Raw genomic sequence first — 9,626 nt, forward strand, 5'->3', positions numbered from 1 at the left:
GATCTGAGAATGGAACAAGTCGGACAACGTAAAATTGACGGTCTGTGGCTGACGGTGGTCGGTATCGCGGTGCTGTTCTTTCTGATCCTGCCCACGCTGATCGTGATCCCGATGTCGTTTTCGGGGGCCTCATTTCTGGAGTTCCCGCCGACGTCGTTCTCGTTCCGCTGGTACACGGCCTATTTCACCTCTGCGGAATGGATGAGCGCCACGAAGACCTCTCTGATCGCGGCAGTGTTGACCACGGCGATCGCGACGCCTTTAGGCTCTCTTTGTGCCTATGGGCTGCATTGCTCCACCCCACGGATCAGGAACACTGCGCAGATCCTCGTGATCATGCCCATTGTCGTGCCGGTGATCCTGATCGCCGTCGGCGTGTTCAGCCTTTATGCCAAGCTGGGGCTCAATTACACACTGACCGGTATTGTGATCGCCCATACCGCGCTGGCCCTGCCGTTTGTAATCGTGACCGTGATGTCGGGCTTGCAGAACTATGACTTCGATCAGGAACTGGCGGCGCGCAGCCTGGGTGCGTCCCGAGCTTACGCGCTGTGGACAATAACAGTACCCCAAGTCAAATTCTCGATCCAGACCGGGGCCTTTCTGGCCTTCATCACATCGCTGGATGAGGTGGTGATTTCGATGCTGGTCTCGGGCGGGGAAAATGCCACAATTACCCGCCGCATGTTCAATTCACTGCGCGATCAGCTTGATCCGACCATTGCCGCGATTTCCACCTGCCTGATTTTCGTATCAATCACGGCGCTCATCGGCGTTCAGTTGATTGGCCGCAACAAGAATGCTGACAAATGATGGGCTCTTTATATCACACCAATCTCGGCCCGGATCTGGCGGGCGGCATCAAGCACCGCAGCGCGATAGCCTTCGACAGCGGTTTCATTGAAGCGAACGCGCAGACCCGACAGGCTGACGGCACCCAGCAGCTCGCCCTCAGGCCCAAGAACCGGAACAGACAACCCGGCAACGTCCGGATCACGTTCACCAAGGCTGAGATAATACCCGGCCTTGCGGATGCTGCTGGCCTTTTTGCCATGCCCGATGGAATAGGCATCCAGCACCCGGCCCGACGAGCCAGTGCTCAGCGGAATTATCTCGCCCTCCTGGATATGATCCCGCGCAAGCCTGGGCGAATTGACACGGTAGAGGCAAACGCCGGAGTTGCCGCGTTGCACGTAAAACGACGCGCTTTCCCCCGTCGCATTCACCAGGTTCGCCAGCACCGGGCGCACAATAGGCCCCATGCGCAGATTCTGGCGAAATACGGATCCAAGACGCCACAAAGACGGCCCCAGATGAAACAGCCCTTCGGCGTCGCGCGTGATATGGCCAAATTTCTCAAGCGAGACGCTCAGACGCAGGATTGTCGCTTTGTTGACACCACTGCGGTCCGCGACCTCTTTCAGAGAAAGCCCCGCATCTCCGGGCTCAAAGCTGTCCAGAACACGCAATGCACGTTCAACCGCTTCGACACCACCATTCGTGTCGGGGGTTCGGGGCTTGTCGGGCATGGGCAGACCTTTCGACGCAAATCCGTCACTTTTTATAGCTGGTTTGAACGCAATTGGAAATCGCAAATAATGAAGGCATCTGGCAATGCATAGCGCGCAGAAACAAATGATAACAACTGGTTATGCTGGCCTGCCATTTGGCGAGATTTCGCAATGCGATGCAGGATCTGTCGGGCTTTTGGGTGTTCCAAGCGAAGTCGATAGCGGGCCACGTTCCGGCGCCTCCTTGGCACCGGATGCGCTGCGCAAGATGACCGGACAGCTTGGAACTAGCCTGCCTGTAAATGGTCGGGATCTGGGTAATCTGGACCTGTCGGGCGATTGGTCCGGCGTATTGAAACAGCTTGTGGCGCAAATGGTGGATCGCGGCATTGTGCCCGTCGTTCTGGGTGGCGCGTCTGATGTCGCCTCTGCTGTACTGGGGGCCTTGCCTGATCTGCCGGTTGTCGCGGCCATGCCACTGGCTCGGCGTGATCTTACAGAACGACCATCAAACACGATTTGGGTGGGTTTGAATGGCGGGCAACCTGCCGATGTTTGGGATCAGATCGCTCAGCGCACGATGGATTGGCGTACCGCCCGGTGGTTGGATGAAGGGCACGCAGACTTTTCTGACACGCCCGAGCGCGCTGTTCTCTGGATCGACATATCGGTCGTTGATCTGGGGCATGCAGCCGGTGCTATCGGCCTTAACCCAGGCGGAATGAAACCCGAAACCTTGGTTTCTGTCATTGGGGCAATGTCCTGCCGCTGGCAGGCGATTGTGATCACTGGCCTTGCGCCTGCCCGCGACACGCGTGGCATGTCGGAATTGGCGGCCATTGAAACCCTGAACGCGGCTTTGCGTCATGGGTGATGCGGCGCAAATACAGTTTGACGGGATCCCCAGTTTTCTGGGCATGCCTGTTGGCGATCTGGAAGACCTCGTGCCTGGGCAAGTCGCGGTAGCAGGATATTTTTGTGACAATCTCGACCGACCAGCAGCAGAGCAACGCTACCTCGCAAGGCAATTACGATACGCCTCCCAACCCGGAAAGGCCCCCGCGAATGCCATTGACCTAGGGGACGTGAATGTATTTCCGCTTGAGCCGGATAAGCATTTTTCTGCAGTTGTCTCGCAATGCGAGGCGGTTCTGAAAACCGGCGCGCGGATGGTGCTGGTTGGCGGAGATTCCAGCGGACTGAAGGCGCTTGGAATCGCGACACAAAAAGTCACAGGTGCTGATGTTCCTGTCATTCAGGTCACAGGGGGCGTTGCAGGCCAATTGTCTCACGCTCAACCGGTCATCCTTTCTGTGGATTTACAAGAGCTTGCGGGCAAATGGGTGTCGCACCCACGTCGCCTGACCGGGATGTCACCTGCACAGATGATCGCGCAAATTGACACTACCCCAGGCAATGTCACCGCCGCAGCAGTTTTCGGACTTGCCCCGGCATTAGACGATCGTGGCAGAACGGAATCCTGCGCCGCGCTGGCGATCTTGCAGGCAGTGACTGAGCGTCTAGAGAAAGGAGCTGGCTGATGCCTTTACGATCGGCCCCATTGCCGCGCATGGCAGGGCAACTGTCGTTTATGCGCGCACAAACCAAAGCAATTGAAGATGTCAGGCCCGGTGATCTGGCAGTGCTGGGCGTCCCGTTTGAAGACACCAGCGCGCCGCATGCCGGGCAGTCCCTGGCGCCGCGTGCGTTGCGCGAAACCTCGGTCTATTTCGGTTGGCACGCAAACCCACAATTCAGTCACCCGGTAGATGTCGATGCACGTCAGGACATCAGTACCGACGGTCTGCACGAGCGGCTCTGTGACCTCGGAGATATAGCGGCAGGATCTGAGGACGCGATCCACGCGGCATTGAAGGCCGCGACGCGTCAGATCAGCCGCAATGGTGCCTGCGCCATAATATTGGGTGGGTCAGATTGCCTGTCCAAGACAGTGCAGAGCGAGCTGCCTGAGTGTCAGACTGTGCAGCTTGGCGGTACGCCAGATGATGCGCGCGACTTTCATGTATCGCCCCTGCCAAACGGGGGTGGCACGACCTGCAGCCAAAACACTGCCGCGCAGCTTGCCGCGTTTTCCAGGTGGCGGGATGTATCAAAGCCGCTGTTTGTGCAGTTTGATCTGTCCGTGTTTGAAACATCGCTCAGCGCGCTTTGTGATCGGCCCCGTTTGGGAGGCTGCGACCTTGATACAGTGGTGCAATGGCTCAGCGCCCTGGGACAGCACGAGGTCAGTGCCATCATGTTGACCGGTCTGAACCCGAGCAGGCCCGGAATGGGTGTGGTGAAGGTTGGCCAACGACTGATGGTCACGGCTCTTTTGGCATTCATCTATGCGCGCCTCGGTTTTGGGATTGACCGACCGGTGCGCCCAATTCCCAAGGAAAATGTACTGACATGACTGCAGCTAATACCACATTTCACCCGCCTCTGTCACAACCGGGATATCGGCTGTTTGATGGGCCTTTGCGCGACGTGGCCGAGGTCGGTCCCGATAAGATCGGCGTGGTCGGCATGCCGAGCGACTGGACACATTCCAGCCGCCTTGGCACAAGGTTCGGCCCCGAAGCATTGCGCAGGGCGACAAGTCTTCTGCAATCTTTGCGTCCGCAGGGAGCCAGCTTTGATCCCGATACAAGCCGCCGTACTGTGCCTGCAACCGATTGGCTGATCGATTGCGGCGACGCAGAGATCACAGCGCAGGACGTTGACGCAACAACCGAAGCCATCGCTGCAATGACCGAAACGCTGACCGTTGCAGGGGCAATCCCACTGGCACTGGGTGGTGATCACTATAACAGCTTCCCGGCCTGTCTGGGCTATTCCCGTGGGCTGACCAAACGTTCGCCAAACGCGCGCTTCGGATATATCCAAATCGATGGTCATCTCGATTTCTCCGACCGGCTGGGGGCGTGGGGCAGCCACAACCATGCAACCAACGCGCGCCGGATTTCCGAACTGCCCAACATCGATGTCTCCAATATGGTCTGGATCGGCATCACGGGCTGGGTCGATGGCGGCGATCTCGCGCTCATTGAAGAGCAGGGCGGACGGGTATTTTCATCTGGCGAGGTGCAAAAACTCGGCGCGGCCGAGGTGATGCGTCAGGCCCTTGCGCATGCCATGCAGGGGTGCGACGAGCTATATCTGTCGATTGACATTGATGCGATGGACGCCGGCTACCTTCCCGGCACGGGTTCCATCGTGCACAGCGGCATTACACCGCGTCAGTACTACGACCTGCTGGATGGATTGGCCGAGGCCCCCTTGGGCGGGTTGGATATTGTCGAGGTCTCACCTCCGCTTGATCCTTCAGAACGCACGGAGTTCCTGGCGGCGGAAATGCTGTTCCGGGTCCTGCGGCGCTTCCGCACGCGACCGGTGTAAGAGCTATGATGAAATATATCGGAACCCGGCAATTGGGTGGGCTATCACATGCAGGACAGATCCTTGCCCCGGCAACCCGGCCCTGGATCACGGATCTTGCAGCGCTTTGCCCCTACGAGGGTCTGCAACCCGGTAACCTCCCGGAATTTGAACGTGACCCGGATTGGGACAACTGGGCGCTCACTGACAGCCCCAAAGACCCGACCAAACGCCTGAACTGGCATGTGTTTCAACAGGGAGGCACCCGGTATCTGGTGGCCGACCGGATGCTAATGAGCCGCGTTAGCTGGCAGGATCTGGACGATGCCGGGTATGTCTATGGCACAGAGGTGTCCATCGATGGCACTACGTTTCGATGCCGGTTGCTGACCGGTGGTGATACGCCCCGAAATGACCCCTATCAGGGTGCGACTGGGCCCAATGAATGGGATGCGTTGGTGGGCGGTGCCGCCGTGTCAAACGCGCCCCAACCGGACCCAGCCAATGGTGCAGCCCCGCTTCGCCCGGATCACCTGACCTCACCTCATAACCGTTTGTGGAATTGGTTCGGGGCGGTCAGCTGGACCGCCGAACCTGTCGCCAACCGTGCCGATGGGCGGGTATGCCGGGGCTATCACGGCCCGACCTATTTTTATGTGAACACTGTAGACCACCGGCATGAAGATATCGGGTGGCGACCAGTTCTTGAGGAAGTACTATGACCGCAGATCCCTTTTCCAACTATATCGCCGGAACATGGGCCGCTGGCAGTGGTGCAGTTCCAAACATCAACCCATCTGACCTGAACGACACAATCGGGGATTATGCGCAGGCCAGTGCCGCGCAGACTGCCGATGCGATCGAGGCCGCGGCTGCCGCTTTTCCGAAATGGCGCGCAACATCGCCACTGGTCCGGTTCGAAGTGCTGGACCGGATCGGGTCGGAAATCCTCGCCCGTGTGGACGAGCTGGGCGACATGCTGGCCCGCGAAGAGGGCAAAACCCTACCTGAGGCCAAGGCCGAAGCACATCGCGCCGGGCATTTGTTCAAATACTTCGCGGCCGAAGCCTATCGTGCCACCGGCGACGCTTACCAATCACTGCGCGAAGGTGTGTCGCTTAAGGTTCTGCGCGAACCCATTGGCGTCGTGGGCGTAATCACGCCCTGGAATTTCCCGCTGGCGATCCCGGCATGGAAAATTGCGCCCGCTCTGGCCTATGGCAATACGGTCGTGTTCAAACCTGCCGAACTGGTGCCCGGTTCTGCGTGGATGTTGTCCGACATCATTGCCCGTGCGGGGCTGCCCGAGGGTGTGTTCAACCTTGTGATGGGCAAAGGCCGTGAGGTCGGGGAGGCAATCGTGTTACACCCCAAGGTTTCCGGGGTCACGTTCACCGGCTCCACACCAGTCGGTCGCAATATGGGGGCTGCGCTGTTCGCCCGCGGGGCAAAAATGCAGCTTGAAATGGGGGGCAAGAACCCGCTGGTTGTGCTGGATGACGCGGATCTGGATCTGGCAGTTCACTGCGCCATACAGGGCAGTTTCTTCTCAACTGGCCAACGCTGCACAGCGTCTTCGCGGCTGATTGTTGAAGACGGAATTCATGATCAATTTGTCAGCGCGATGACCGCGGCGATGAAAAAGCTTCGGATCGGGGATGCGCGTGCGCCTGACACCGATATTGGCCCGGTTGCGAGCGCCGACCAATTGCGGATTGACCTTGATTATATTGCGAGAGGGCAGGCCGAAGGCGCGGAGCTCATCAGCGGTGACCAAATTACTCTGAACACGCCGGGGCACTATTTGGAGCCAGCCTTGTTCGTGGGGGCCGAGCCGCAAATGGATATCTCTCGGCATGAAATTTTCGGGCCAATCGCCGCTGTGTTGCGCGTGCCGGACTATGAGGCCGCCCTTGCCAGCGCCAACGACTGTGAGTTCGGCCTGTCAGCGGGCATCATCTCGCGGGATGCGGCCAAGATCGACCATTTCTCGCAGAACGCCGAGGCAGGCATGGTACAAGTCAATCTTCCCACGGCAGGCATGGATTTTCACGCGCCATTCACGGGCCGAAAAGGATCATCCTATGGCGCGCCGGAAAAAGGCAGCTATTGCCGCGAGTTTTTCACAGTAGCCAAGGTTGTACACGAGGGGCGCGGACAATGACGCAGGCACCTTTGAAGGGCATTCGCATTCTTGATCTGACCAATGTGCTGGCCGGTCCGTTCTGCTGTCATCAGCTGGCCCATATGGGGGCCGACGTGATCAAGGTCGAAACCCCGGGCACCGGTGATCTTGCGCGCCAGCTGGGGGCTGATCCCGCGCGCAACGCCGACCTTATGGGCGTTTCCTTTCTGGCGCAAAATCCGGGCAAACGGTCGATCACCTTGAACCTGAAATCGGCATCCGGAAAACGCATCCTGAAGGAGCTGGTGCAAAAGGCCGATGCCCTAGTCGAAAACTTCCGCCCCGGGGTGATGGCGCGCTTGAACCTTGACTATGAGACGCTCCGTCAGGAAAACCCGCGCCTTGTTTATTGTGCGATCTCCGGATTCGGCCAAGATGGCCCGCTGGCGAAACTGCCCGCTTATGACCAGATCGTGCAGGGGATGAGCGGCGTGATGTCGATCACCGGCGATGCCGACACCGCGCCCTACCGGGTGGGCTACCCGATGGCCGACACCATCGGAGGGATGACGGCCGCCTTCGCCGTCGCCGCTGCGCTTGCTAACAAGGCCGAAGACCGCGGCACGTTCATTGACGTCTCGATGCTCGAGGCCGTCATTGCGACAATGGGCTGGGTGGTGTCAAACCATCTGATCGCCGGGAAGGCACCCACTCCAAACGGCAACGATAATTTCACCGCCAGCCCATCCGGCACCTTCAGAACCGCCGATGGCGTGATGAATATCGCCGCCAACAAGCAAGAACAGTTCGAGGCCCTGTGCGGGATCCTCGACAACCCGGCCCTTGCGCAGGACCCACGCTTTGCCGACCGAAAGAACCGACTGGCCAATCGGCCCGCCCTGACCGCCGAACTGGAAGCGGCCTTTGCCACGGCCCCCACCCATGAGTGGGTCGACAAGCTGACAGCACAGGGCGTTCCCGCAGGGCCTGTCTGGTCGGTGCCTGAGGCGTTGACGCATCCGCAGCTTGCCGATCGGGGCCTGCTGCAAACCCACCGTATAGGATCTGAGGATCTGCAACTGGTCGGGATCGGCGCCAAGCTTGATGGCACGGCCCCTGGTGTCGATTCGCCGCCCCCGACCTTGGGTGCACATACAGCCGATATCCTGAGCGAACTTGGCTATAACAATGCCCAGATCTCGGACCTGAAAAAGGAAGACGCGATATGACGGCCCCCTCAGAACGCAAAGAGGTCGATGACATGCGCCACTGGTGGCGCACCGCAATCATCGACATGGCTCCAGGGCGGATCGCCTTTCGCGGCCACCCGATCCAGGACCTTATAGGTTCTGTTAGCTTTGCTCAGATGATCTGGCTCATGGTGCGGGGCGATATGCCCACGCCAGAACAGGCGGCGCTTTTCGAATGTGCGCTGGTGGCGGGCGTGGATCATGGTCCGCAAGCGCCTTCGATTGCCGCCGCCCGTATGGCCGCGACCTGCGGGCTGGGGCTCAACAACGTCATGGCAACCGGGGTCAATATGCTGGGTGACGTGCATGGCGGCGCCGGTGAACAATGCGCAGAACTTTATTTCGACATCGCCAAACGGATCGATGACGGCGCTGAACATGAAAGTGCCGTCCGCGACGGTATCGCCGCCTGGCGTGAGGAAAATGGCAAAATTGTCTCGGGCTTTGGCCACCGCTTCCACAAGCCCGTCGATCCCCGCGCACCAAGGTTGATGGCGTTGGTACGCGAGGCCGCGAAGTCCGGTACGGTGGATGGGCGGTTTGCCGACATTGGCGAGGCTATTCAGGCGGAAATCGGACGCAAGCGCGGCACTGAGATCGCAATGAATATCGATGGGGCCACGGCTGTTATCTTTTGCGAGCTGGGCTTTCCGCCCCCACTCTCTCGTGGTCTGTTCTGTCTCTCCCGCTCGGTAGGCGTCTTGTCTCATGGCTGGGAACAGATGCAGCAGGGCGGCCGGAACAAAGGGCCAATGCCACCGCGCTATCTGCCGGAATACATTGGTGTTAAATCGGAGAGCTAAACCGACGAAACCTCTTAAGGCCGGAGCTATCGTTTGCGGCTGCATCAGCGGCATCTATTTCAAAACACTGGAAAAATATGACGCAATTGAGGTTATGGCCTGTGCCAGACTCGCACCGCAGATCGAGGGGTATTTGTCAGATATCAAAAGTCGCGCAATCCCGATGAACATCGATGGCGCGACCGCCGCAGTTTACGTCGAGCTTGGCTTTAAAGCCTCACTCGCGAGTGGACTGTTCTGCCTTTCTAGGTCAGTGGGCATCCTGGCACACGCCTGGGAGCAGACCCAACAAGGCGGTCGTAACAAAGGTCCATTACCTAAAGATCGTCTTTGGACATATCTCACCCCAAGTGAGAAATGATACGAATTTCACACTTGTTCTGACGTCAGCGAAGAGCAATCAAGCGGCCATTGGTGCAAGCGCCGCGAACTTGCACTTTGTCCGGATAGTGTTGAAAAAGTCGACGTTGGAACTGCCGATGAGCGATGGCAAAAGCCGCTTGGGATGTTCCTCTCAGCCTGTTGGTTCTGGTTGCGGGGCTAGTTTTGCGAGTTT

General features: G+C 58.8%; 11 protein-coding genes. 10 read left to right on the forward strand and 1 reads right to left on the reverse strand.

Annotation, left to right across the window (positions count from 1 at the left end):
• Positions 1-9: 9 nt before the first annotated feature.
• On the forward strand, positions 10-813 hold the full coding sequence (locus tag ACR0IU_RS17925) for an ABC transporter permease (RefSeq protein ID WP_170361248.1): 804 nt from the start codon (positions 10-12) through the stop codon (positions 811-813).
• Positions 814-821: 8 nt separating this feature from the next.
• Here ACR0IU_RS17925 and ACR0IU_RS17930 read toward each other — a convergent pair whose 3' ends face one another.
• The gene (locus ACR0IU_RS17930; protein ID WP_170361245.1) at positions 822-1,529 is read right to left on the reverse strand and encodes an IclR family transcriptional regulator; all 708 of its coding nucleotides are present in this window, start codon (positions 1,527-1,529) and stop codon (positions 822-824) included.
• 106 nt (positions 1,530-1,635) lie between these two features.
• Between ACR0IU_RS17930 and ACR0IU_RS17935 the strand changes: the two genes are divergently transcribed.
• The 9 genes from ACR0IU_RS17935 to ACR0IU_RS17975 are packed head-to-tail and all read left to right on the forward strand — an operon-like array spanning position 1,636 to position 9,431.
• A complete protein-coding gene (locus ACR0IU_RS17935; RefSeq protein WP_170361244.1) occupies positions 1,636-2,385 on the forward strand; it encodes an arginase family protein in 750 nt (249 codons plus the stop codon).
• On the forward strand, positions 2,378-3,052 hold the full coding sequence (locus ACR0IU_RS17940; RefSeq protein WP_170361242.1) for an arginase family protein: 675 nt from the start codon (positions 2,378-2,380) through the stop codon (positions 3,050-3,052). The genes ACR0IU_RS17935 and ACR0IU_RS17940 overlap by 8 nt, the downstream gene beginning before the upstream one ends.
• The gene (locus ACR0IU_RS17945; protein ID WP_170782105.1) at positions 3,052-3,927 is read left to right on the forward strand and encodes an arginase family protein; all 876 of its coding nucleotides are present in this window, start codon (positions 3,052-3,054) and stop codon (positions 3,925-3,927) included. Before ACR0IU_RS17940 ends, ACR0IU_RS17945 begins: the two co-directional genes overlap by 1 nt.
• A complete protein-coding gene (locus ACR0IU_RS17950; RefSeq protein WP_171186054.1) occupies positions 3,924-4,913 on the forward strand; it encodes an agmatinase family protein in 990 nt (329 codons plus the stop codon). Before ACR0IU_RS17945 ends, ACR0IU_RS17950 begins: the two co-directional genes overlap by 4 nt.
• Before the next feature lie 8 nt (positions 4,914-4,921).
• Entirely contained in the window at positions 4,922-5,614 is a 693-nt protein-coding gene (locus ACR0IU_RS17955) for a hypothetical protein (RefSeq protein WP_170361236.1), read from the forward strand.
• A complete protein-coding gene (locus ACR0IU_RS17960) occupies positions 5,611-7,056 on the forward strand; it encodes an aldehyde dehydrogenase family protein (RefSeq protein ID WP_170361234.1) in 1,446 nt (481 codons plus the stop codon). Before ACR0IU_RS17955 ends, ACR0IU_RS17960 begins: the two co-directional genes overlap by 4 nt.
• The gene (locus ACR0IU_RS17965) at positions 7,053-8,246 is read left to right on the forward strand and encodes a CaiB/BaiF CoA transferase family protein (protein WP_170361232.1); all 1,194 of its coding nucleotides are present in this window, start codon (positions 7,053-7,055) and stop codon (positions 8,244-8,246) included. Before ACR0IU_RS17960 ends, ACR0IU_RS17965 begins: the two co-directional genes overlap by 4 nt.
• Positions 8,243-9,070: a citryl-CoA lyase gene (locus ACR0IU_RS17970; RefSeq protein ID WP_170361230.1), complete on the forward strand. Its 828-nt coding sequence runs from the start codon at positions 8,243-8,245 to the stop codon at positions 9,068-9,070. Before ACR0IU_RS17965 ends, ACR0IU_RS17970 begins: the two co-directional genes overlap by 4 nt.
• On the forward strand, positions 9,051-9,431 hold the full coding sequence (locus ACR0IU_RS17975; protein WP_437438583.1) for a citrate/2-methylcitrate synthase: 381 nt from the start codon (positions 9,051-9,053) through the stop codon (positions 9,429-9,431). The genes ACR0IU_RS17970 and ACR0IU_RS17975 overlap by 20 nt, the downstream gene beginning before the upstream one ends.
• Positions 9,432-9,626: the final 195 nt, after the last annotated feature.

Source organism: Ruegeria sp. CL5, assembly GCF_056536485.1.

Coding starts and splice junctions, on each gene's coding strand:
- ACR0IU_RS17970 (WP_170361230.1), top strand. CDS start 8,243: ATGACGGCCCCCTCAGAACGCAAAGAGGTCGATGACATGCGCCACTGG.
- ACR0IU_RS17960 (WP_170361234.1), top strand. CDS start 5,611: ATGACCGCAGATCCCTTTTCCAACTATATCGCCGGAACATGGGCCGCT.
- ACR0IU_RS17940 (WP_170361242.1), top strand. CDS start 2,378: ATGGGTGATGCGGCGCAAATACAGTTTGACGGGATCCCCAGTTTTCTG.
- ACR0IU_RS17945 (WP_170782105.1), top strand. CDS start 3,052: ATGCCTTTACGATCGGCCCCATTGCCGCGCATGGCAGGGCAACTGTCG.
- ACR0IU_RS17955 (WP_170361236.1), top strand. CDS start 4,922: ATGAAATATATCGGAACCCGGCAATTGGGTGGGCTATCACATGCAGGA.
- ACR0IU_RS17950 (WP_171186054.1), top strand. CDS start 3,924: ATGACTGCAGCTAATACCACATTTCACCCGCCTCTGTCACAACCGGGA.
- ACR0IU_RS17965 (WP_170361232.1), top strand. CDS start 7,053: ATGACGCAGGCACCTTTGAAGGGCATTCGCATTCTTGATCTGACCAAT.
- ACR0IU_RS17935 (WP_170361244.1), top strand. CDS start 1,636: ATGATAACAACTGGTTATGCTGGCCTGCCATTTGGCGAGATTTCGCAA.
- ACR0IU_RS17930 (WP_170361245.1), bottom strand. CDS start 1,529: ATGCCCGACAAGCCCCGAACCCCCGACACGAATGGTGGTGTCGAAGCG.
- ACR0IU_RS17925 (WP_170361248.1), top strand. CDS start 10: ATGGAACAAGTCGGACAACGTAAAATTGACGGTCTGTGGCTGACGGTG.